At 40.3% G+C, this 22,931-nt stretch carries 23 protein-coding genes; 10 read left to right on the top strand and 13 right to left on the bottom strand.

Annotated features, from left to right (window positions below; genetic code table 11):
- Window positions 1-184: 184 nt before the first annotated feature.
- Together C0V77_RS15335 and C0V77_RS15330 are read right to left on the bottom strand one after the other, a co-directional pair.
- Window positions 185-571 (bottom strand): hypothetical protein, encoded by a 387-nt coding sequence (locus C0V77_RS15335; RefSeq protein ID WP_101727234.1) that lies wholly within the window; start codon window positions 569-571, stop codon window positions 185-187.
- Window positions 572-953: 382 nt separating this feature from the next.
- Window positions 954-1,628 carry a hypothetical protein gene (locus C0V77_RS15330; RefSeq protein ID WP_101727233.1) on the bottom strand — a complete coding sequence of 225 codons (675 nt, stop codon included), beginning with the start codon at window positions 1,626-1,628 and terminating at the stop codon, window positions 954-956.
- 217 nt (window positions 1,629-1,845) lie between these two features.
- Here C0V77_RS15330 and C0V77_RS15325 point away from each other — a divergent pair, with 217 nt between their 5' ends.
- The gene (locus C0V77_RS15325) at window positions 1,846-2,580 is read left to right on the top strand and encodes a polyphosphate polymerase domain-containing protein (RefSeq protein WP_101727232.1); all 735 of its coding nucleotides are present in this window, start codon (window positions 1,846-1,848) and stop codon (window positions 2,578-2,580) included.
- A 67-nt stretch (window positions 2,581-2,647) separates the two neighbouring features.
- Window positions 2,648-3,313: a DUF4956 domain-containing protein gene (locus C0V77_RS15320; RefSeq protein WP_101727231.1), complete on the top strand. Its 666-nt coding sequence runs from the start codon at window positions 2,648-2,650 to the stop codon at window positions 3,311-3,313.
- 6 nt (window positions 3,314-3,319) lie between these two features.
- Here C0V77_RS15320 and cysC read toward each other — a convergent pair whose 3' ends face one another.
- Window positions 3,320-3,835, bottom strand: coding sequence for an adenylyl-sulfate kinase (gene cysC, locus C0V77_RS15315; RefSeq protein ID WP_101727230.1), 516 nt, complete (start codon window positions 3,833-3,835; stop codon window positions 3,320-3,322).
- A gap of 429 nt (window positions 3,836-4,264) precedes the next feature.
- Between cysC and C0V77_RS15310 the strand changes: the two genes are divergently transcribed.
- From C0V77_RS15310 to C0V77_RS15300, 3 genes are read left to right on the top strand one after another with little or no spacing between them, the layout of a single operon-like run.
- Window positions 4,265-5,608: a glycosyltransferase gene (locus C0V77_RS15310; RefSeq protein ID WP_101727229.1), complete on the top strand. Its 1,344-nt coding sequence runs from the start codon at window positions 4,265-4,267 to the stop codon at window positions 5,606-5,608.
- On the top strand, window positions 5,592-6,374 hold the full coding sequence (locus C0V77_RS15305) for a sulfotransferase (protein ID WP_101727228.1): 783 nt from the start codon (window positions 5,592-5,594) through the stop codon (window positions 6,372-6,374). Before C0V77_RS15310 ends, C0V77_RS15305 begins: the two co-directional genes overlap by 17 nt.
- Window positions 6,361-7,188 carry a sulfotransferase domain-containing protein gene (locus tag C0V77_RS15300; protein ID WP_101727227.1) on the top strand — a complete coding sequence of 276 codons (828 nt, stop codon included), beginning with the start codon at window positions 6,361-6,363 and terminating at the stop codon, window positions 7,186-7,188. Before C0V77_RS15305 ends, C0V77_RS15300 begins: the two co-directional genes overlap by 14 nt.
- Window positions 7,189-7,241: 53 nt before the next feature.
- On the opposite strand, the gene C0V77_RS23185 is transcribed toward C0V77_RS15300, so the two are convergent.
- The 4 genes from C0V77_RS23185 to C0V77_RS15285 all read right to left on the bottom strand — a co-directional run bounded on the left by C0V77_RS23185 (window position 7,242) and on the right by C0V77_RS15285 (window position 12,772).
- Window positions 7,242-7,391 (bottom strand): hypothetical protein, encoded by a 150-nt coding sequence (locus C0V77_RS23185; protein WP_158237963.1) that lies wholly within the window; start codon window positions 7,389-7,391, stop codon window positions 7,242-7,244.
- Between the two features lie 230 nt (window positions 7,392-7,621).
- A complete protein-coding gene (locus tag C0V77_RS15295) occupies window positions 7,622-8,251 on the bottom strand; it encodes a hypothetical protein (RefSeq protein WP_101727226.1) in 630 nt (209 codons plus the stop codon).
- Between the two features lie 12 nt (window positions 8,252-8,263).
- The gene (locus tag C0V77_RS15290; protein WP_101727225.1) at window positions 8,264-10,930 is read right to left on the bottom strand and encodes a hypothetical protein; all 2,667 of its coding nucleotides are present in this window, start codon (window positions 10,928-10,930) and stop codon (window positions 8,264-8,266) included.
- A gap of 48 nt (window positions 10,931-10,978) precedes the next feature.
- Complete coding sequence (locus tag C0V77_RS15285; protein WP_101727224.1) at window positions 10,979-12,772, bottom strand: hypothetical protein; 1,794 nt, start codon at window positions 12,770-12,772, stop codon at window positions 10,979-10,981.
- Between the two features lie 601 nt (window positions 12,773-13,373).
- On the opposite strand from C0V77_RS15285, the gene C0V77_RS15275 reads away from it, so the two are divergent.
- Window positions 13,374-13,883, top strand: coding sequence for a DinB family protein (locus C0V77_RS15275; RefSeq protein WP_101727222.1), 510 nt, complete (start codon window positions 13,374-13,376; stop codon window positions 13,881-13,883).
- A gap of 15 nt (window positions 13,884-13,898) precedes the next feature.
- Here the strand turns inward: C0V77_RS15275 and C0V77_RS15270 are convergent, their stop codons facing one another.
- Window positions 13,899-14,249 carry a DUF779 domain-containing protein gene (locus tag C0V77_RS15270; RefSeq protein ID WP_101727221.1) on the bottom strand — a complete coding sequence of 117 codons (351 nt, stop codon included), beginning with the start codon at window positions 14,247-14,249 and terminating at the stop codon, window positions 13,899-13,901.
- A 55-nt stretch (window positions 14,250-14,304) separates the two neighbouring features.
- Window positions 14,305-15,828, bottom strand: a complete 1,524-nt coding sequence (locus C0V77_RS15265; protein WP_101727220.1) for an aldehyde dehydrogenase family protein — start codon at window positions 15,826-15,828, stop codon at window positions 14,305-14,307.
- Between the two features lie 178 nt (window positions 15,829-16,006).
- On the opposite strand from C0V77_RS15265, the gene C0V77_RS15260 reads away from it, so the two are divergent.
- Window positions 16,007-16,921 carry an AraC family transcriptional regulator gene (locus C0V77_RS15260; RefSeq protein WP_229236296.1) on the top strand — a complete coding sequence of 305 codons (915 nt, stop codon included), beginning with the start codon at window positions 16,007-16,009 and terminating at the stop codon, window positions 16,919-16,921.
- A 79-nt stretch (window positions 16,922-17,000) separates the two neighbouring features.
- Here the strand turns inward: C0V77_RS15260 and C0V77_RS15255 are convergent, their stop codons facing one another.
- From C0V77_RS15255 to C0V77_RS15240, 4 genes are all read right to left on the bottom strand, one after another.
- The gene (locus tag C0V77_RS15255) at window positions 17,001-17,483 is read right to left on the bottom strand and encodes a universal stress protein (RefSeq protein ID WP_101727218.1); all 483 of its coding nucleotides are present in this window, start codon (window positions 17,481-17,483) and stop codon (window positions 17,001-17,003) included.
- 110 nt (window positions 17,484-17,593) lie between these two features.
- Window positions 17,594-18,970, bottom strand: a complete 1,377-nt coding sequence (locus C0V77_RS15250; RefSeq protein WP_101727217.1) for a HAMP domain-containing sensor histidine kinase — start codon at window positions 18,968-18,970, stop codon at window positions 17,594-17,596.
- The gene (locus C0V77_RS15245; protein WP_101727216.1) at window positions 18,967-19,662 is read right to left on the bottom strand and encodes a response regulator transcription factor; all 696 of its coding nucleotides are present in this window, start codon (window positions 19,660-19,662) and stop codon (window positions 18,967-18,969) included. Before C0V77_RS15245 ends, C0V77_RS15250 begins: the two co-directional genes overlap by 4 nt.
- Before the next feature lie 165 nt (window positions 19,663-19,827).
- Window positions 19,828-20,226: a hypothetical protein gene (locus C0V77_RS15240; RefSeq protein WP_101727215.1), complete on the bottom strand. Its 399-nt coding sequence runs from the start codon at window positions 20,224-20,226 to the stop codon at window positions 19,828-19,830.
- Between the two features lie 215 nt (window positions 20,227-20,441).
- Here C0V77_RS15240 and C0V77_RS15235 point away from each other — a divergent pair, with 215 nt between their 5' ends.
- The 3 genes from C0V77_RS15235 to C0V77_RS15225 all read left to right on the top strand — a co-directional run bounded on the left by C0V77_RS15235 (window position 20,442) and on the right by C0V77_RS15225 (window position 22,803).
- On the top strand, window positions 20,442-20,630 hold the full coding sequence (locus C0V77_RS15235; RefSeq protein ID WP_101727214.1) for a hypothetical protein: 189 nt from the start codon (window positions 20,442-20,444) through the stop codon (window positions 20,628-20,630).
- Window positions 20,631-20,788: 158 nt separating this feature from the next.
- On the top strand, window positions 20,789-21,622 hold the full coding sequence (locus tag C0V77_RS15230; protein WP_101727213.1) for a UDP-2,3-diacylglucosamine diphosphatase: 834 nt from the start codon (window positions 20,789-20,791) through the stop codon (window positions 21,620-21,622).
- The gene (locus C0V77_RS15225; protein WP_101727212.1) at window positions 21,619-22,803 is read left to right on the top strand and encodes a glycosyltransferase family protein; all 1,185 of its coding nucleotides are present in this window, start codon (window positions 21,619-21,621) and stop codon (window positions 22,801-22,803) included. Before C0V77_RS15230 ends, C0V77_RS15225 begins: the two co-directional genes overlap by 4 nt.
- Window positions 22,804-22,931: the final 128 nt, after the last annotated feature.

Below are 22,931 nucleotides of genomic sequence, written 5' to 3'. Positions count from 1 at the left end.
AAGTTTAAACGCTTATAAATACAATAAAGCTGGGTTACGCTATTAGAATCGGTTTAGTTTTTTCAAATCGTTAAAAATGGCATACGCGTTTTTTATTTGCCACGCCCCGCACTTTATGTAAAAATTGAAAAAGCCTGAATGCCGAAACATCCAGGCCTTTCTATTTTATTCCTGACTAAAAATTTTAAATGCTTGATTTTGACCACAGCTCTCCTTCTCCCTTATAACCATCCTGAAGCCCCACCTTACCATTGGCATGGCTTAACGTTTTGTTATTCTCGCTACCTGCGCAGTTGAAAGAAACGTTAGGTAATTCGTGTTCTACCATCACCCACTCTTCTCCCTCACCCATTATACCTTCTTTCAGAGTAACCTCGCCAGAGGCATGACTAAGGTATTTGCCAATCTCTGCGCCAACGCAGGCAATGGCCACACGGTCTCCTGGCAGTTTTTGAATTACAAAAACTTCTCCTTCTCCATGAATTCCGTCTGTAAGAGATACTGAATTGTGTGCGTGGCTTAAAAATTTTCCCTTTTCGTTTCCAAGAGCTTGTAGTGTTACGCGTGCCATAGTGTTAAATATTTAGGTGTTTGTTCTTACTCTGTTTGAAAGGCTTTTCAGAGACCGCCTGTAAACCAGAAATTGAGAGAAACATGAGTTTGCTCACAAGAACTTTTTTTACGCGGCAAATTTTACTTAATTCTCAAAATCTTTTTAGCGTAAAAATACTGATTCCGACAAGTAAAAATACCTGATTTGCGATTCGGTGCCACGCAAAACAATAGTCTATACGCCAAATACCTTTTAGCCCTGTTTTTTTGAAGAATTGTTGGCATTGGCTGCCAGAAACAGCTGCGCGGCTATGATTTGTAGCGTCTGAAGGCACCTGAGAATAACGGCTTAGTGTAAAAATTTATTTGTGTGTGTATAACGGCGTTTGCCCGGGCAACAATCATTCATTCATCAACCTGCGTATCATAGCCAGATGAGAAAAAAGCACAATGGGTACAACGCAGGCAGGCAACCACACAAACGGAAAATGTAAGACAGCCACATTGGGTTGCTCAAACCCAAACTGCTGGAACGAAAAAGGCACTGATAAAACAGCGGTAGAAACAATGTTTATCAGTAAAATAAGGCAAATAAAATTCCACATCAATAATATACCTGTGCCGATACGCTGCTTAACGTAGGCTAAATAATAAACAACCAAAGCGGTGATACCCGAAAAAACATCAAAATTCTGCCCTTCAAATGTCATAATCTCAGGTACTTGTTTATAAAGAAACAACCAGAATAAAACCATTTCAACCGGAACACGAGCCACATGCAACAAAACCAACGATTTCATGTCCAGCTGGTCTATCACACTTCTTCCCTTTTTAGTAACGAAAACCAATAGTATCAACAATAAAGGTGGTAAAACTGCCAGTAAAAAACGCGGAGGCATTACCTGGGTATGGGTATAGTAGCCATTTACTGACAGAAAAGAGTGCAAAAGCAGCCATAAAAACGCAACAAGTAAAATACTAACAGAATATGCCGGAGCAGCCTTTGCTAAAAAATAAACACAATAAAAGGTACTAAGACCCATAACCAAAGGTATGTATAAAGGCAGATGTTCCATTTATGCTAGCAATGTTAAGTATCCAACTTATCCGTTTCGCCCGGAACACGGGCAAGGTAAAGAATCTTCTCCAAGTTAGTTTACCAGACCTTGAAATGCAACCTATTGCCAGATTTTTGCATCTACCTGCCAAATATCCAACCTCATAAGCCGATAACTGTTTTTGATTACAAAAAAAATATGTACTTTAATAGGCTTTTTAAGTAATTGCACCAAAATGACTGAGCTTCAAATATTTAAGGGTATTTCGTTAACCGACATGGAGGCAGTAAAACTACTTAACCGGATAGACCGCAAGTACATTTTCCATGAAAGTGAACTGCCTGCAATTCTGAAAGAAATTGAGCCGTATTACAACATACTTGAGATTAACCGGAACAGGCAGCACCGCTATGAATCTTTGTATTTTGACACCCCCGATTACCAACTCTATTACCAACACCATAACGGGAAGCCCAACCGAATGAAAGTACGGTTTCGACGCTATACAGACACAGGTCTTACATTTTTTGAAGTAAAAAATAAAATCGGCAATAGCCGCACCATAAAATACCGCGAAGAACGCAGTTGTGTGAACGAGACCCTTCAAGCCACAGACTACATGCTTTGTAAGAGGCTTGCCATTGCACCTGAGCAATTACAACATCAACTCTGGATATACTTTGACCGCATCACTTTAGTAAGTAAAGATTTTACGGAAAGACTGACGTTCGACCTGAACCTGGCTTTCTGTAAAGCCGGCAGCAGCAGTGCGTATCAGAAATTGGTTGTAGCGGAGGTAAAGCAAGACAAAAACTCGGTAATTAGCCCGATTGTTCAGAGTCTCAAATACCGTTACATCAGTTCATCTAATTTCAGTAAATACTCAGTTGGAATTGCCACACTCGGAAACGTCAAAAGTAACTCGTTTAAACCCGTGTTATTAAAGCTGAACAAAATCTTAAAGCCCTGATACCTGGCAGGTTTCAGTAACCTTAACACCCACTATTACCAGTTCACTTATTTTAAAAAAACTATAAATGGAAGAATTTGAAGGTACCAGCCGAACAATAAATCAGTTTTTGGGCAATAGCTTTGTTTTTGAATTTGGCATGCGCTTTCTGCTGAATATGACCGTGATTCTGTTGCTTGTTAGGGGTATTTATTACAACCGTTATAAAAACAAAGACTTTGTCTTTACTTTTTTCCTGTTCAATGTGGTTAACTTCCTGATATGTTTTTTACTAAGCGCCACAAAGCTAAAGATGGGCTTTGCATTTGGTTTATTCGCTATCTTTTCAATCATCCGTTATCGAACGGTTACCGTGCCGGTGCGCGAAATGGGCTACTTCTTTGTATGTGTGGCCGTAGGCATTATCAATGCGCTGACCCCGCTGGGTGCAGGCAATTATGAATTAATCATTGCTGATATTCTTTTGGTTGGTGTTACTTTCGGTCTTGAACACGGGCTGAATATCAAGCATGAGAATTTCAGAGAAGTGCGCTACGAGAAAATAGATCTGGTGGTGCCAGAGAGGCGCCAGGAAATGATAGAAGACCTAAGAAAAAGAATAGGTTTACCTATACACAGAGTTGAAATTCTCCATGTTGATTTTCTGAGAGACGTGGCCCGCGTGCACGCCTTTTACTACTCAAACGAGAACGAAAACAAAAGTGCCGCTTATGGCAGCAGCAGCGATGACTAAGCCTGCCTAAGACTTGTAAAGCTGCCAGATGGCTAAGGCACATGCTGTTACGCTGCTTTGGGTTGTGTCAAGTTCTATCTCGGGTTTCTGGGGTATATCATACGGAGCCGATATACCGGTAAAATTATCAATCTGCTTGCTGATTGCCTTTTTATATAGCCCTTTTGGGTCTCTTTCAATGCAGGTCTCTAATGGCGTATTAACAAATACCTCTACAAACCTTTGGCATAAAGCTCTTACACTTTGCCTGATATCATCATAAGGAGAAATCATAGATACTATCACCGGGTGCCCCTGCTGCTCAAATAAAGCGGCAAGCCGCCCTATGCGCAGGTTATGAACTTTTCTTGAAGCTTCATCAAAGCCCGTCTGCTCAATGGCAGAACGTATCTCGTCTCCATCCAGTAAAACCGGATTTAGATTATTCCTATGAAATATTTCAATCAGTTCTCGGGCAATAGTAGTTTTTCCTGCACCACTTAAACCTGTTAACCATATCACAGCTGCTTTTTCAGACACCATATTTCTAAAACACTTGTTTTTTACCCCTATTACTAACTACATACAATATAATAAAGATTGGCAAATTTATATAATTTTCTAAAGGCATTCCTTTCTATTAAACAGATTTCTTTATTTTTGTTTCAAAAGGGTTACTTAAAGAATTCTTTCAAAAATCCTTCATGTATTGCCTGGAAAAACAACAATTACTAAACTGAAAGCTACTCATTTATGTAAATCCATTATGTTTACCAACTCCAGCCGTCGTTCCTTGCTGTAACATATTTTTTTTCGTTGCCGGCTCCGGTGTTGAATGCCAAAGCGCGCTAATCGCAAATTGCCAGGGTAATACCTGAAATTATCGGATTAAGCCTATGTGACCCACATACCTGACCCTACTGTGCATAGAAATAAAACAATAAATACCCTTGTAATTCTATAATATCGACCATGTTTGAGCGTAAAGCAGTTTTTATTATGCCCATGCTTTGGGGCCATCTGAACCCAACTATCTCTATGGCCAATGCTTTAGTAAATAAAGGGTATAAGGTAAATTATGCAGGAATCAAACAGCTTGTGAGGTTTACAATAAAGCATGATTTCAAGTTATACCTTCTGGAAACTATTGCGGTAAACAGGTACAGTTTGGCTCCTGAAAATAAAAGTAGATTGAGTAAATGGTTGGCTACCATGCGAAACAATTATCTGGAAGACGCCTACCACCGAAGAAAAGCAGATCTGAAGAAACTAATAGAGGAACTAAACCCGGATGTGGTTTTTCTTGACGAATTCTGCTCCTTAGATTTTATCGCGCTTTACAGCCTTAAACCATCTTTGAAAATATTTATGCTTCAAGGTAAAATGGGGATGTACTACAGTAAGAAAACTCCACCGGGCAATTACTTTGCCTTCCCAAATGGCTTGAGCGCCTGCTTGTGGAAATGGGAACTCACCGCTCAAAGCCTGAAGCGCTCTTATAAAAAGTGTCTATATATGGGCAAAAATTTTGAAAGCCGGCTTGAAAAAATTATGAGAGCTGAACAAATACCTCCGAAGTACTCCATCAACTATAAAAAATTATTTACGACTTCATTTACAAATATACCCGAAATACTCTTCTATGCTACTGAGTTCGACTTCCCGGATGTTTCTCCTTTGCCCTGGCAAACACATTTATCACCCGGCGTTGCATCAGAAAGAAGAGAGTTTGTAACTGAAGAAGTGCTGCAGTTTCTTACATTGGCAAAAGCCAGTGAACAAAACCGCATTGTTTATTGCTCGTTAGGCACCGTAACAGACATTCATTTGACTGAAAACAGCGCAAGAGCCAGTTTTATTGATAAAATTATGCAAATAGCAACAGCCAATGCCCATCTGTTCTTTATTATCAGTTTTGGTGAGGATTTGCAAAAACAGAAGTATTCAAATATTGGTGTTAAAAACTTATTGGCATTAAACTTTGCGCCTCAGCTTCATATATTAAAATATGCTGATATATTTATAACACACGGTGGAAGTAACTCTATTTTTGAAAGCATCTACAGTAAAACCCCTATGATTGTTTTTCCGCTGAATAATGAATGGGACCAGAACGGAAATGCAGCCAGGGTAGTTTTTTACAGGTTAGGGTTGAAATCTGACTTGGAAGCATCTGCAGAACGTATTGCTCTACAAATAAACTATTTACTGGTACATATTTCTTTCAAGAACACAGTATCGGCTTTTGCAAACAGATTAAAAGAAAAATACACTGATGATTATATAATCAATAAATTGAATGAAATCGGAATATAACCTAAACAAAAGAATAGATTTTATAGGTATCGGTGTTCAGAAAGCAGGCACCACTGCTTTGTATTATTATTTAAATAAGCATCCGGATATATTGATGTCTAAATACAAAGAGTTACATTATTTCAGCAATCTAAATATTGACTTTGAGGAAGAAAGCAGAATAAATTATAGCAATTACCATCAAAACTTTGATTGGACTACCCCCGGCATAAGAGGAGAGATAACTCCTCGTTATTGTTATCTGGAACGCTGTATTCCGTTAATACATCAGTATAATCCGGCTATTAAAATCATTATGATATTGAGAAATCCTGTAGAACGGGCATATTCGCACTGGAACATGAGACTCCATAATACAGAAATGGGTAATAGGACGTTCGCAAACTACCTAAAAGCAGAGATTTTGAGAATGAACTTCGAAAACAAATTTAACCAAATGCCGGAGGATGACTATATCAGACGTGGATTTTATAGTAAACAAATAAGGCATATTTTTGATTATTTCCCATCTCAGCAGGTTCTTATCTTAAAATATGAAGATTTCAGAGATAATCAATATCAGCACCTGCTTAGAATATTTGATTTTTTAGGTTTAAACGGTGATAACTATAAATTTGAAGAAAAAAAAGTTCACCATATTGATTATAAAGAAGAAATCGATGGTTTTTCGCTTAATTTATTAAATGACATATATAAAGAAGAAATTGAAAAAGTAGAAAAACTTTTAAACTGGAATTGCACCGATTGGAAAAATGTCAAAATATAAATTAGTGTGGCTCGCTTCTTATCCCAAATCAGGCAACACCTGGGTTAGGAGTTTCTTTACTGCCCTTTTGAAAAAAGAGGATTTCAATATCAATACTCTTGACTTTGATGAGATTTATGCCAATAAGACCCTTCTGCAGAAACTGGTTCAAAGAGACATATCGACATTCAATGATTTTGAATTAGAAGCGTTGCGTAGAAAATTTTTAGATTTCTATGCTCAAACCAGAGAAGCTCCTTATCTGCAGAAAATTCATGACCAGTTCTCTTATTCAGTTCATGACAACCAGCCGGTTTTTCATTCACAACACCCAACGGCCGTTATTTATATCATGAGAAACCCTTTAGATGTAACGCTGTCTTTTTCAAGGTATCTGGACATCAGACCTGATGAAATAATTGACCGTTACATCTGTAAATCAGGCTCAACAATATATATGGACAATTACTTTCCTAGAGTGATTGGAACCTGGGATGAACACTTTTACAGCTGGTATAACCAAAAAATGCTGCCTGTACATCTTGTAAAGTACGAAGAAATGAAACTGAACCCGCATAAGGCATTTAAAGAAATGATTAATTTCTTAGGCCTCGATTTTTCTGATGAGGCATTTGGACAGGCCATCAATAAAACTGATTTCAACTCCCTAAAAAAAATGGAGAATGAGCAAGGTTTTAGAGAAAAACTATTATCTCACGTTCCATTCTTTCATACCGGAGAACCAAATCAGGGCAAAATAAATTTAACAGAAAATCAGATTGAGAAAATTTTCTCAATAAACAATAAAGCAGCTGAGATATACGATGTTATTTAAAAAAGGGCTTTATCTTACGGAACCGCAAAAAAAATAAAGCCATTTATTAAATATCATGAGGGATGGGAATACGCATTGACTTCCTCGGTAAAGGGATAAGAGCCAGTATCAATTTCTAATTTTTTCATTTCGGGCTTAACCCAAGCCTTTTTGGGTTTTTCCTGTACTTCTAATTCATCACTTTTTTGTTTGACAGCTTCCATTCTTAAAGTAGTTGGTTGTTATTTGGATTAATTAATTGAACCCTGTTTTTGGCGAGAACAGACACTTTAAAAGTTACAGACATAGATAAAAAGTCCTCAGCATTTTTGTTAAAACTCAGGCAAAGCAGAAATTTGTATTCAGAAAAACTGCTTATAAATCAGATGCACAACATATATACAAAACAACAAAAATTAAAACCTGCCGTTAAATTTCATTGCACTTTACAACCTTACTCCTTTGGCATAATAATAAACTTAGCCGTATTGGTTAATACTTTGCCACCGTTAATACCCAACACGATAAAAAATCCATACGGGCTGGCAATCAAAGCCTTTTTAACGGGATAAAACTTCCAGAACGACAACAGGTAATTAACCATATCTAATATAGCTTGTGTTTTATGGCGCCAGTTAGTTTTGTCAGACTTATAGGCTAAAGTAATACTTATCATACCCATTCCCAAACCCAATACAGGAGATATATAGTTGGAAAAAACAATGGTTACAGCTTTTTTACGCTGGGAGTTTTTCTTTAACAATCTATAAAAGTATATCCCCATAGCTAACGAACATAACCCTATCATACCAAACAAGAGCCATTTGGTGGTTTTGTTTTTTACGGTAGTAACAGGCTCAAAGTATTCATCATAATAATAAGCAGTGTTAACACCCAAACTTACTGCCGAACAACCATATATGATATATTCAGGAATCTTAATACTATCCAGAAATTCCATTTCCTCGGCTACCTGCGTTGCCTCATCCACAAATTCTTTCGGAGTAATTAGCATCTCAATCACGCTGCTAACTAAACTTGCACTGCTGGCTATATAATTTTTTAATACTTTAAAATCGCTCATTGTAGTATTGTTTTAGATGGAAAAATCAAACTTAAGTGCTGTTTTACCAGACTCAATAAATTCGCTTGAGTTTAGCTTTTTGAAGGGAGCCTCGCCCACCCCAATTTTATAGGCCTCCGTGGTTGGTATGGCAATTAACAGACAAATCAGGTCCAGGATGCTTAACTCTGCACCAGCAATGGTTTGATACAAGGCAGAAAAAAACGGAATATTCAATGCCGTGCTTAATGTGGCTCTTACCGCCATTACCGTAGCCTTAAGTGTTTTGAATAGCAGTTTCACTAAATCTTTAGCCAGTTCAAGCCCAATATTGGCCAGCGAAAGGGCGATGTATTTCAGAAGGTCAAGAATGGGTAACTCGCCCATAAAGAAAGCGTAGAACTTATCAGCCACACCGCTCAGCGAATTAACCAGCAGGTCTTTGTATTTCAGCAGGGTAGGCAGAATCTCGTCAAAAGCACTCAGGAAGGCATCTTTTATCTGTCCGGGCATTGACTGAATGCTTTCTGACTTACCCTGCTCAAGATAGCTTTTCTTAGAGCCCACCCAGTTTGTTCTGCTGTCTGTTGCCGAATCACTGTCCTTTTTTCGGGGGTCATCTATGCTTTCAATACCCAAATCAAACTGTATGTCTTTCTGGATATTTTCAATGAATGAAACCACTACTTTTTCAAATGCACCTATTCCTTCTTCAAAGCCCGTAAACAAATTGAGGGTATATCCTTTAAGCGCGTTCTTGGTGTCAATAATATCGCTCCAGTTAAACAAAAACGCCAGATACTCAAACAGGTCTTTAAAGAACGACTTCACGCTGTTAAATACTTTCTCCACAAATGCCACTACTTTTTTGGCAGTATCTACCAGAAAATCAAAAACCTGACCCGCTATTTCAATAATTACCTTATAGATTTTCCCGGCGGCTTCTACTACAAATCTGGTAACGGTTTCAAAACCACGTTCTACTGCATGATACAGGTCTCCAATGGCGTTACTGAACCAGTTACCTGAGCTACCTCGGGTATTTGAGACTGCCTGAGTACTAAAAGCCACTGCAGCACCGGAGGCAATTTGTTCGTTGGCATCGCCCATTTGGGCTATGGCTTTAGCCATTGATGCCAGCTCTTTCTCGCTTACGCCAGTAATAAGCTGTTTACCGCTTTGGGTTCTGGCTTTTTGAAGCGCATCGGTGGTTGAAAGCTGCGTTTTTATCTTAGTCATGATTCCGGACGATGGCTCAATTTCAATTGTATCATCCAGAAAATCACCCGACAGAATTATTTTACCTGCCTGTAAGGATTTAACCGGATAAATGATGTTGACCATCTGGTTCTGGGCGAGGTCCAGGGTAACAGGTGTTTCATCAATAAGAAAGTACCTGCGGTTATTGATATAAACAACGATGTTTTCGTCAGACGATATAGCCACTTTCCGGTCAAACAAATGCTGCATTTTTTCGGCTTTAAAGCCTAGTTCAATGGTGTATGACTCTATTTCGCGGCTAAAGTTCAGGTTATCAATATGCAAAAACTGTTCATGCCATTGGGTACTTACTTTATCCTGCCAGAAATGCAGCAGGCCATCTTCTTTTTTATCTTTTGACTGCCCCAGCAAATACAACTGGTTAATGAGGTTCCGGCCTTTTACACTTTCAAACTCTTCAATATCACCCTGCATCTGTAATGGGCGAGTCCAGGCATTACCCACTATTGAATTGGCCGATGCCGTGTCATAAGTACGGTTATTGATATAATACAAGCCCGATTTGTTACTCTTTTTACCAATAACCCAGATGGCTACGTCTTTTTTAAATCTTGAAACGTCTATCTTTTGAAACTTCAGTTCATGGGCAGATGAAACAATTTCTTCTTTTCCACTATACGGATTCTGGAACCTGAAAATGCCTTTGCCAGATGTATACAGCACACTGTTGCCGTTGTCGTCCGGCAGCAAATCAAACGATTCAATTTCCGCCCCGGTATCAAACCTGTATTGGGCAGCCGTTCCGTATTTATCAGCCTCTAAAGCCCTGAACAACAGTGTGCGGTTCTGCTGCACAAAATAGAGAATAAACACGCCATAGCTGTTACCCAGCCTGCCCAGAGTTATCTGTTTCACAAGGGTGGCGTTTTCGGGCAATGAATAAGCAACCGGTTGATTTGCATACTTAAAATAATAAAAGTTGGCATCGGTGCTGGTATAGTTTGCACTGAAGAGCAGGCCTTGCTCGTCCATCGTTATGTGGTCAATGATGCGCTCTTTGCGCTCAATTATTTTTTGCTGCCAGTTATAGACCGGTTCCCATAAATCATTATTAATGGTCTCAGTTCTGATGTTTTCAGAAACCAGCAGCTCAGATATACCACCATTTCGGCGGGCATAGGCTATTCTGAACTGACCTTTTAACTGGTTCTCAAATACGCCAAAAGCCGTTACCTCATACCCCGCATCTGATACGGTATGCATTCGCCAGCCAGAGCCCGCTGTATCTGAGTGTACCAAAACCTGCAGCTGGCCGCGCTTGTCTATAAAAAACAAAAAGGCTTCGTCTTCGTCTGCTTTAACGCAACGTAAACCTTTACCGAAATCAATTATGCTTTCGGGTACATAATTCTGCATGAGTTCACAATGATAATTTACAGTGATACCCGATTTTTGTGGTAAACTTTCTTTATGTTCCATTGTCTTTCGTCTTAAGGTGGTAGTTAATCAGAGTTTAACCGATAGTTGTTATTGTGCTTTTGGAGTGTAGGCAATGTCAAACAAAACGGCATCATCTTCATCTTTTTTCCCGGTAAGAAGCCGAATGGTTTTATAGGTAAAAGTATTGCTGCCCGGCAAAACAATACGGCTATTGAATGTTGACAAATTGCTTATATCAATATTTGAGAAAATGGTGTTCGATAATTTTATTTTAAGAGACCCTTCTCTTAAGGCAGCAATAATCACCGCCCCCAGAACACCTAAGGGATTGAAGAAATCAAGAAAAATATCAAATGCCTTATCCCAACCATCCTTGTATTGGGGTTTTTCAACGTCAGCGCCAATTTGTGGGGCTTCATATTTTGATTTCAGATCGATTTTCCCGTCGGCCGATGCAGTAAGGATGAGTGAAACTTTTCCCTTTTTGCCAACCTTTCCTTCAATTGCATAAGCTCCGCTGGTAGAAAAAGGCATATCAACACCAATTGTTGTACCAAGGTTAATAAGGCCTATCAATTTGTTTTCCTTTTCTACATGCTTGTTGCCTTCAATAACCACATCAAAATTTATCTCTAAACCTCTGGCCTCCTGCTGTTGAGCCGAAACCTGTTGAATACTGCTCAGGTCAAGCCTGAAATCAAACCATGTATCTCCACCCACGCACTTTACTCCTCTTCTGTTGCCCCAGTCGTTTATATGATACCCTTCCAGATTACGGCTCAGATTACTTTTAAAATTGGCAACCATAGCCGGCCACAGGTTGTCTTCAACATATTTTTTAACAAAGGTTTTGTAATCAATAGCAAATACCCCATTGACGGTTTCCCTTGATGCATCTGCCCTGTTTTCAATCAGACTCTTCGGCAAGCTGCCCCTGGTTAGCTCGGCCGGAAAAGCATGATTATCAATCTGCATCATAAAATTGAAAGACTTGCAGCCACCAATACTGCTATTTGTAGTGGAATAGGTAATACCTGTTGGTTTGAAGAGCGAATCGGTAAGTACTCGTTTGGGAATTAGTTTATACCCCAATATATAAGGATTCTCTTCTGTTTTCAGGCTCTTGAAGTAATTATTCATAATTAGCTGCAACCATGCCGAACCACCCTTATTTATCTCATTACTTCTTTGTTCGTCAAAATCGCTTATGTTGGCATTCTGAAAATCCATAAACAGGGCCTCAATGGTAAACACATCGTCGGTAATTCCTTCCTTTACCAGTAATTGCCTGTCTTCAATACTCATGGCCATTTCCTTTGCTTTTACTACCCTATTACCAATAGCAACCTTAAAGGCATAACTCATTTGTTTAAAGTCTTTTTCTACAATAGTTTCCGCTTTTAATTTTTCATCATACCCGCGCGAATAAAGTGTACCCATCTCAAGGTTTACAATAAAAAACAGCCTTGTGCTATCATTATTTACTATATCAACCTCGAAAGATTTTACTTTAGCCTCCATTGCACAATCATAAATTTTGTAATCGGCTCTTTTTTCCATCACCTCTTCCAAGTCTTCCAGCTTGTCTCTCAACTTGTTCATCTTGTCTTTATCAGGCCTTTCTTTTGCCTTCTCCAATTTAATATCCGTTTTAAGCTGCTGAATCTTTGCTGCTGTTTCTAAGTCAAAAGCACTTTTCCAGAGTTTAATGTTGGTTCCGAAAGCATCTGTTTCATTAATGATTTGTTTTCCTTCTTTATCAGTCAGAAAACACCAGTGCGTTGGAATAACATTAAACATCATTAACTGCTCAAACTGGGAGTTTATCTTGTCTAAAGATAAGGCCAGGGCCATATCGAATAATCCTAAGTTTTTTTTCATAGTTTATTAAGTGAATTATTTTTTGAGCTGTAAATAAGCCTGATTGAAAAGCTGTTTTCAATTATCTCAATGCTAAGAATAATGTGCTTAAGAGTTTCAAAAACATAATAAGTCACAACTAACACACGGCCGTCACGGCAAGGATAGCAGCAGGTTATTGACAAACAGAAAACAGAAGCCTGCGCAGCAACATTCGTCATTTCTGAATGCCACTTTACCGGGCCAAAAAAGGCAATTGATTTGATTTATGCACTCGGCGTAGAAAGTAAACTACTGGTTTTCAAAAGCAGATGACTTAAGTCTTTTTAAGAAAACAGTTGAGCAAACGCCTGAGGACAAAAAGGGTTTGAACACAAAAAGGTCAGCAAAACATTTAAAATTTATGCGCAAACACCTTCGGGGTACTTTAATTAGACAGCATTAGAATCAGAGCAATAAAACTTGGTGTGGCCTTTTTATTACTCTAAACCATTGCAAAGTAAGTAAATTTTCAGAAAGCGCAAATCTGTTAAAATAAAACTTAGCAAACGGTTAAATTAAATGAGCTGGTGTATTGTTAATAAGCAAAGACAGTATCTTAAACCCAGAAATACATAGATTAATGAATAATTTAACGAAACCAGAAGTATGGCTCAGAGGCGCCTTACCTGATGTGCCTGCGCTTTTACAACCCATTGCCCATGCTCTGTTACAAGCACAGGAAGAGGTGCAGGAACTGATGGCCGGTTTCCCTGAAAATCTTTTGTGGGAAAGACCCGCGGATGTAGCCGCGCCTGCGTTTCATTTACAACATCTTACGGGGGTTCTGGACCGGCTCTTTACTTATGCCTGCGGTAATGCGCTTAGTGCTGCGCAATTACAAGCCTTATCGGCAGAAGGGAAAGCAGATGAGCGCATCAAAGTAAAAGACCTGCTGAATGCATTTGACCTTCAAATTGAAAAATCGCTGGCAGCATTGAAGCAAACCGATGAAAAAACACTTACTGAAACAAGAGAAGTAGGCCGCGCTAAATTGCCATCAACCGTGATAGGCTTGCTGACACATGCGGCTGAACACACCACCAGACACGTTGGCCAATTACTGGTGACAGTTAAAGTATTGGGCAGGTAATTAAACGCAGGGGTACTACAGATTTTCGTCAGGGGTTAATAACCTTGATTTGATTACGAATCTGACCCCAAGAGGAATTTCAAGCGAAAAACTCGCTCCACGACCCTTCACAACATCTAAAGTAAGGTGGGTGTGCTTCCAGTATTCAAACTGGTCGCGAGACATATAAAAAGGGCATCCGGCCACATAGCCCAGCAACACATCGTTGTCGTCTATGTACATTTCACCTCCTTGAAAACACATAGGGGCTGAGCCGTCGCAGCAACCGCCGCTTTGATGAAAAATCAGGTTGCCGTAGTTTCCTTTTAGCTTTTCTATCAGCTCGGCAGCCTCTGGGCTTATCGCTACTCTTTGCAAGCGTTCCATAGTTTTGACTTAAAAACAAGCAGGAGGGGTTTAGCCCCCCTCCCGCCCGTTTGTATTAAAAGAAACCCAGTTTGTTTTTGTCGTAAGAGATAAGCATATTTTTTACCTGGCGATAATGGCTCAACATCATCTTATGTGTTTCGCGGCCTATACCTGATTTTTTATATCCCCCAAAAGGCGCATGAGCCGGATACGCATGGTAACAGTTAACCCAAACCCGGCCCGCTTTTATTGTTCGCGCTACCTTATAGGCCTGATGTGTGTCGCGTGTCCAGACACCCGCACCTAAACCATACAGAGTATCATTAGCAATTGCCAGTGCCTCCGCCTCGTCTTTAAAGGTGGTTACACAAACAACCGGGCCAAAAATTTCTTCCTGAAATACCCGCATTTTGTTATTGCCTCTAAAGATTGTCGGCTGTATGTAGTAGCCCCCTTCCAGGCCTTCATTGTAGGCCGACCCGCCACCTGTTAGCACCTCTGCCCCTTCTTCTTTGCCTATGGCAATGTAGTTCAGGATTTTCTCATACTGGTCGTTAGATGCCTGCGCGCCCATCATGGTTGTTGGGTCTAAAGGGTGCCCTTGTTTAATGGCCTTTGTACGCGCTACCACTCTTTCTATAAAGGCATCATAGATGCTTTCTTCTACCAGGATTCTCGACGGGCAGGTACATACCTCGCCCTGATTCAAGGCAAACATCACGGCTCCTTCAAGGCATTTATCAAAGAACTCATCATCGGCATCCATAATGCTTTTAAAGAATATGTTCGGCGATTTACCGCCCAGCTCGAGCGTTACCGGTATGATATTCTTTGATGCGTATTGCATAATCAACTGCCCGGTGGTGGTTTCGCCTGTAAAAGCAATTTTATTGATTCTTGGGCTTGATGCCAACGGCTTGCCGGCCTCTATACCAAAACCGTTTACTACATTAATAACACCCGGCGGCAGCACATCCTGAATCATCTCCATCAGTACCAGAATACCCACCGGCGTTTGCTCTGCCGGTTTCAGCACCACGCAGTTTCCTGCTGCCAATGCCGGAGCCAGTTTCCAGGCTGCCATCAGTAATGGAAAATTCCAGGGTATAATCTGGCCTACTACGCCCAGCGGCTCCAGAATATTCATTGATACCGTGTTGGCATCGAGCTCACTAACCGAGCCTTCTTCTGCTCTGATAACCCCGGCAAAATATCTGAAATGGTCTATTGCCAGTGGTAAGTCAGCAGCCATCGTTTCTCTTATCGGCTTGCCGTTGTCCCAGGTTTCGGCTTTGGCCAGGGTTTCAATGTTTTTCTCCATTATGTCGGCTATTTTCAAAAGAATGTTGCTTCTTACTGTAGCCGAAGTGTTATTCCAGTATGGCGCTGCTGCCCAGGCGGCATCCAACGCTTTTTCAATATCTTCTTCTGTTGACCTGGCAACCGATGTAAAAACTTTTCCGTCAACCGGAGACACATTGTCAAAATACTCCCCTCTCACCGGTGGTATCCATTTACCGCCAATGAAATTTTCGTACTGATTTTTAAATTCAGGAATAGCGATAAGGGTTCTTTCCTTTTCGAGCAATTCAGCCATAGTTTTGGTCGTTTAATAGTGTAAGATATAATTCTTGTGCAAAATTATCTTGCAAAATTCATATTTAATTCGCCTTTTCTACCAAAAAGATGAACAATTCTCTAATTCTTACAAAGCCGGTTTTATTTAGATAAATTATATTATATATTTGAATAGTGACATTTCAACAACCTATTAAATGATGGAACTTTCAGAGTCATTTTTGAAAACAAGACGGATCGAAACACTGGTGGAAAACAGGTCTACTTTTACGCTGAATCATACCGAACTCAGCATTTTTGAGACCCACCAGATGGCTGAAAATGTTTACCTGAAGTTTTCTGACCCGGTGCTGGCCAGTATGATTTCAGGCAAAAAAATCATGCATCTGAACCAGCAAATGGATTTTGACTTTCTGCCGGGCGAATCGGTAATTCTGCCTTCTGATGAAATCATGTGTATTGATTTTCCGGAAGCAAGCCTTAAGAATCCTACTAAATGCCTGGCTATGGCTTTTGATCAGGAGAGGCTCGACAAAATCATTAACAATCTGAATGAAATTCGCCCCAAGATTGATAATCAGGAGTGGAAGTTTACCAACAACAACTTTCATTTTACGAACGATATTGCTATTCAACAGATATTGCAGCGTCTGGTATTTATATTTACTGAACAGCACCCCTCTAAAGATATTTTTGCCGACCTGATGATTCAGGAGTTAATAATCAGGATAGTTCAGACAGAAACCAGGGTGTTGTATTCAAAGAATGCGGCACGGCTGGCATCAGACAACCGCATTGCTCATGTGGTAAACTATATTAAAGAAAATATACGCGAGCAGATTCAGGTAGAGCAACTTTGCAGACTTGCCTGCATGAGCGAGTCTAACTTTTACAGGGTATTTAAAGAAGAAATGGGTATTTCGCCCATCGAGTTTATTATAGAAGAACGAATCAAGTTGGCATCAAGCCTGCTTAAAAACCCCGAGTTCCGTATCAAAGATGTTTACTTTGAAAGCGGCTTCAATAGTTTGTCTTATTTTAATCGCATATTTAAGAAGAAATACAAGGTTTCGCCAAGCGAATACAAGCATCAGGCGGCGGCCATAGGCTAGTTAATTAGCCGACGAATTGCTTCGCCGGCTCAGGTAAAAGCTGTATGTAATCAATTATCAGTTCTTCATCGCCTAAAAGTCAGTAATTAAAGAGGTACTCCAGGTGGTCGCGCTCCGAAGCAATAGTGGCGCCTAAGGGCCAGTCAATCTCGGTATATTCAAAGTTTCCCTGTCTGATAATACTTACCAGGTCAAAGGCCTTTTTGGGCATTTGCAACTTATAAGACTTCGGGATAAATACCTCATCTACCTCATGGTTTTCAATAAACCGGCGTAGGCCTCTGCGGCTGCGGTTATGAAAAAGCTTCATTTCAAGATTGACAATCTGAAACTCAAAACGATTTTTTAAAACCTCAAGTGCTGCCTTAAACTCAGGTGTTATTTTACTGGCCAGCTTGGTTTGTGGTCTGTAAAACAAAAGTTCGGTGATGGAGTCCTGAAGATATTCGGCATAAATAAGTATGACACGATGTGGCCCGCCAGAGCTGTTCTCCAGTGCATATTTTAATGTGTTCAGCGATGCCACGCGAAAGTCAATCGGAATTAAAATAGTTTTCTGCATACCTCCGTCATTTAATGGATGATTGAGATACAAAAATCAGCAAACAGCATTAGTGCCGCTTAAGAACCACATTAGAATGTTATTAGAGACATTAGAGCCGGATTAGAAAATTATTTAACCAGCCTTGCCAACGGAAAACTGATTTGAACGCTGGTACCACTGCCGGCTTTTGAAGTAAGCACCAAAGTGCCGTTATGTAATTTAATAATGTTACGTGCCAAAGGCAGACCAATACCAAAGCCCTCAAAAAGATGAGTGTTTGATGCCCGGAAGAAAGGGTCATATATAAAGGGGAGGTCAGACTCCGGTATGCCAATTCCCTGGTCTTTAATAAAAAGCATCACCTGCTCCTGGCTGCTGCCGATATGTACAGAAACAGGCTTATTGTGTGAGTATTTACAGGCATTGTTCAGCAGGTTGGCCAGAGCCAGATGCAGCAACTGCTTGTTGCCGCTCACTTTCAGTTTTTTGTGGTCTTCGGGCAGCAGGCTCAGGTCAAGCATTATCTTATTGTCTGGGTTCAGCCGGTCTATGAGGGCCTTTACTTCCCACACCACTTCATCCAGCCGCACAATTTCAAATGCTACGTTTTTCCCTTTATAACCCGTCTGCGCCAGAAACAGCAAAGACCTTGTAATCTCGTTCAGGCGCTCGGCCTGTTGCAGCACATTCTGCAATACTTTCTGATATTCTTCAGGTTTGCGTTCTTTGATAAGCGCTACGTCGGCTTCACCAATAATTGCGGTAAGTGGGGTAGCCAGTTCGTGCGAAGCATTGCTGATAAAATTCTTCTGGGTTTCAAAAGCTGTTTCAATCCTGTTCAGCAGGTCATTGAAAGTACTGGCCAGTTCGCTTATCTCATTATTATTCTCTGGCTCTTTCAGCCGCAAGTGTATATTTTCAGTACTAATCTGTTTTACCTTATCTATCATTTCCTTGATGGGGTCAAAGAAGTGCTTGGAAAAATAAACCGAAAGGTAAACCGTTACCACCACTGTAAACAATATACCCCATAGTAGTATATTTCTTAAGAATTGAAGATGATGTGACACAAACCTGTTGTTGGCCGATACAATGACAATATAAGTGGCGTTTTCATGCTGCAATTTTATGCCGCTGTAAAAAACGTTCCCTTCCTGATGCCGCCCTCGGCCCTCTTTCATGATATTTTTTAACAATGAAACTGGTATATGATGTGTTTCTGACAGTTGTTCAAAGTCGGTTTTTGCACTCACTTTTAAGATATACTCTTTTTCTGCTTCCAGTTTTTCCAGGTGCTGGTCGCGTATTTTCCTGAAGGTTTCAGCATTGGCCATATCAATTTTCAGATTGTACTTGGCACCTATGCTTGCGCGGGTTTCTAAACGTTTATAAAAATCTATATAAGAATACTCGTTCAGAAAAAAGTAAATACCAACACTGAACGACAGCAAAATAAAGCTGTTGAACAATACCAGCGAAAATGCTATTTTGGTTTGTGTTTTCATGCTTCTTTCAACACATAACCCATACCAATGACAGTATGAATCAGCTTTTGTTTATAGTCTGAGTCAAGTTTTTTGCGCAGATAATTGATGTACACATCAACCACGTTTGTGCCCAGGTCGAAGTTAATATCCCAGGCACTTTCAAGTAAATCTAATCTCGACAAAACCTTACCGCGGTTTTTCACCAGCGTTAGCAACAGCCTGTATTCGGTAGCGGTTAATGAAATGGTATTGCCCCCTCTTTCTACGGTTTTGGCATCGTCATTAATTTTCAGGTCGGCCATTACATAAATATTATGCACGGGCTCGTTTAAGGCCTCATTTTTAAGAGCCGTCCGGCGTAGTAAGGCCTTTATTCTGGCGCTCAACTCAATAAACTTAAAGGGTTTTACCAGATAATCGTCAGCGCCTGTATTAAGACCGAGTGCAATGTTTTCAGAAGTACCCAGCGCGGTCAGAAAAAGTATGGGCATCAGTAAACCACCGGCGCGCAGTTCCTTACAAATTTCAAGTCCGTTTTTATCTGGCAGCATAATATCAAGTATAATCAGGTCAAAAGTACCATTGAGTGCCATAGCAGTGCCAGAAGTGCCGTCTAACGCTACCGATACCTCATAGTTGTCTTCAGACAACCCACTTTTGATAAAGCTGACCACACTGATTTCATCTTCAATCAGAAGTATTTTTTTCATAAATAGTTGTAAGGCACAGAAAACCGCCAGCCGGCACTGTGCAGGTAGATATCAAGCAAAGATAACAAATTATTGAATTTTGCTAATATCTGCAAACCTGAAAGGAAGGCATTAAAAAAACCGGGCTTTCAGAATAAAGTCCGGCCTGGAGTAACGTAGATATATTTAACGGAGGGTCTTGGTTTTCTGAACGAGTATTGTTCTGAGGCTGTTTATTTTCCTTATAGCCCCCTTTTTATTGTTTACAGCCAACAGGTTATAGATAGATTTTGCCTGCGCGCTTGCCTCCTGCTCTGTAGTTAAGGTGGCAAGGGCCAGTTCCAGCTGATATAACAGGCCGTTTACCTGCACCACATCGGCATCCATCAATATGGCTGCTCTCAGATGGCTGACACTTTTTTCAAGCTCTACGCTGTTTTCATACTCGGCCACCTTGGCAGACGAGTAACTCTCAGCCTTAAAACCTTCTTCTGGTATACCGTTAAAGGTATAGTAAAGCACAATAAGCATCAGGCCCAGCACTGATAGAAAATTCTGTAAGTAATTCTGACGAGTGATAACCATAATTGTATTTGGGTACTTAACGCAACAAAATTCACTCTTTTACATTAAATGGAGTTTACCGTACTATTAAGAAAAAATGAATTTTTTAAGATTACCGTCTAATCTGAACTCGTTTGGAATACCCGGAAGGCCGGGTTGTTAGCAGTTTCTTAATATTAGGGCAATATTCAGTTTAAATCTTTGTATGACCTTTGTGGTATCAAAATGAAAGAAAAATGAAGAAAATACCCTATCTGTTAAATCAGAACCATTGGAGATATAGCAGCAAAATTACCAGTGGGTTTAATGAAGAGCGCATTTATGACGACTCAGATGATGAGTTCTTTGAAGAGGCTTTTGAAGGTAATGAGTTTGATGAGTATGAAGATGATTACTCAATTCAGGAAATGAAATGGGCTGCTTAATAGCTTAGAAAGATACTTGTACATAAGGTAATATAGTTTGTTTAGGTTAATTGATTGAAGATTAGCAGAGGAATTTTTCTTCTGCTTTATTTTTTTCTTTACATTTTGGTAATATCCTCTTAATCAATACTTTATAATCATTTCAGAAATTTGCTAATATGAACAAGGGCAAACATTTTCGTACAATTGTGCTTTCTGACCTCCACTTAGGAACAAGTGGTTGTAAAGCTAAAGAGGTAACCGAGTTTCTGAAACAATACCGCTGTGAGCGCCTCATTCTTAACGGCGACATTATTGATGGCTGGCAGTTGAAGAAATATGGCAACTGGAAGAAAAAACACACTGCTTTTTTTAGAGTCGTGCTAAAAAAAATGGACAAACATGATACCAAAGTTATTTATCTGCGTGGTAATCATGACGACTTCCTGGACCAGATTCTTCCATTAGTTGTTGGCCGCCAGTTTCAGATACGCCGCGATTACATCCTGAAATCGGGCGATAAAAGATTTTACGTAACACATGGCGACGTTTTTGACAGCATAACCACTAACATGAAATGGCTGGCGCATCTGGGCGACCTGGGCTACACATTGTTACTGTGGCTTAACAAAAACTATAATAAATATCGCGAATGGAGAGGCCTGCCTTATTATTCGCTTTCGCAGCAGGTGAAACAAGCGGTGAAACTGGCAGTGAATTATGTAACTGACTTTGAAGAGAAACTGGCCGAGCTTGCCAAAGCTAAAAATTGTGACGGTATCATTTGCGGGCATATCCATCAACCAGCTATCAGAGATATTGGCGGCGTATTGTATCTTAACTCGGGCGACTGGGTAGAAACGATGTCGGCCCTGGTAGAAGACTTTGACGGCAACTGGAGCCTGGTATATTACTCTGTGAGCGATTGCCAACCCGAAGAAGACCCGGCCGAAGAGCCTGAAACAACTAAAGACGAAAGATTTGTTTTACCACGAATAGCCGCCGCATTATGAAGTTTCTGTTAATAGTGCAGGGAGAAGGCCGCGGGCATTTAACCCAGGCGATATCGCTCACAGAAATACTGGAAAGTAACGGCCATACAGTTGCCGGCGCATTAGTAGGCACAGCTACAGGAAAAGAAGTGCCCTCTTTCTTCAGCGATAACTTCAGGAAGCAAATATTTCCTTTCTCAAGCCCTTATCTGGTTTATAATAATAAAAGCAAGGCGCTTGATATTACAAAAACCATCAGCAATGCTTTTATTAAGCTGCCTGATTTTCTGAGAAGTCTCAAAGAAATAAATAAGGTGGTAAATGCGCTTACACCTGATGTAATCATCAACTTTTATGATGTGCTGGGTGGCCTGCATCAACTTTTGTTTCGCCCGAAGATACCTATGGTTTGTATTGCGCACCAGTATCTGCTGCTTCATCCTGATTTTAAACACCCCGCCAATCACTGGCTTGACAAGCTACTCGTAAACACCAACACCCGTATTACTGCACTTGGAGCCACCAAAAAACTGGCGCTTTCGTTTACCGAGTTTACAAATCATGAGCCGCAGAAAATAACAATTATCCCTCCTCTGCTGCGCTCAGAAATAACAGGTTTAAGCACCGACAACCAGGGCTATCTGCTCGCATACGTAACCCAATTTTCGTTAGCAGAACAATTAATGGAATGGCATGACAAAAACCCTGACGTAGCCATTCACTGTTTTTGGGACAACCCCAATTATACAGATACTTTCCACTATTCACCCAACCTACATTTTCATAAAATTAATGGCAGGAAATTTCTGGCAATGATGCAGAATTGCCGCGGATTAGTTACTACTGCCGGTTTTGAATCAGTTTGCGAGGCCATGTACTTAGGCAAACCTACGCTTATGATTCCGGTTCCCAAACACTACGAACAAGCCTGTAATGCACTTGATGCTCACCGGGCAGGTGCTGGCATTACCGGCACCAGTTTCGACTTATCAGCTTTTATTGACTACCTGCCCACGCATCAGAACATCCGCTTTGATTTTCAATTCTGGTATAACAGCGGCTCTTTCAAATTTCTACGCGAAATAGAGAATCTGAACCCCCAGCCAGCCATGCAATGGCGTAACACCCGCCGCCGTGATGTGCTGCCACAGCTAATCAGACGTTGGACCCTGGCGGTGTTTGCTCCTTTGACAAAAAATTAAATTGTGGGTTACCTTACTTGTATCTACTATGTAGGCCATCCTTGATAATTGCATCAAAAAGATGAGATGCTTAGGAAATCCAGTCTGTAAAAGATTGGATTTTCTATTTTCAGGTATCGTAGTCTTTG

The sequence above is a fragment of the Emticicia sp. TH156 genome, from assembly GCF_002855535.1.
GTDB classification, from domain to species: Bacteria; Bacteroidota; Bacteroidia; order Cytophagales; family Spirosomataceae; genus Emticicia; species Emticicia fluvialis.
Note: the sequence above shows the minus strand (reverse complement) of the source record. Positions and strands in the feature narration are given on the sequence as shown.